The sequence below is a fragment of the Microbulbifer flavimaris genome, assembly GCF_001641755.2.
Classification (GTDB): Bacteria; Pseudomonadota; Gammaproteobacteria; order Pseudomonadales; family Cellvibrionaceae; genus Microbulbifer; species Microbulbifer flavimaris.
Window position 1 is genome coordinate 1 of the sequence record NZ_LRFG02000028.1, and the last position, 252, is coordinate 252.

At 44.0% G+C, this 252-nt stretch carries 1 protein-coding gene; it reads left to right on the forward strand.

Annotated features, from left to right (window positions below):
- Window positions 1–16: 16 nt before the first annotated feature.
- Window positions 17–252, forward strand: a 236-nt coding sequence (locus tag AWR36_RS16010; RefSeq protein WP_197409300.1) for a hypothetical protein, incomplete at its 3' end; no start/stop codon positions are given.

The window sequence follows — 252 nt, forward strand, 5'->3', positions numbered from 1 at the left end:
AAGGGAAGATAATGATATGAATCACCAGATCGTCGCACGGAAAGCGATAGGCCACCTCACCAAAAACGATATCGAGCCAACGCCGGTCACGTTCAGTATTTGGTTTTTGTATTATTTGGGCGAAAATAAAGCTCTGATTGCCCGCATGAAATCTTTTCTGTCGACGGGACAGCCTATTTCCGGTGCTTCCTATGAAAAACTCTATGAAGTGTATGTGTTGAAAGAACACTTCCGAGAAAGCCTTGGACTGAA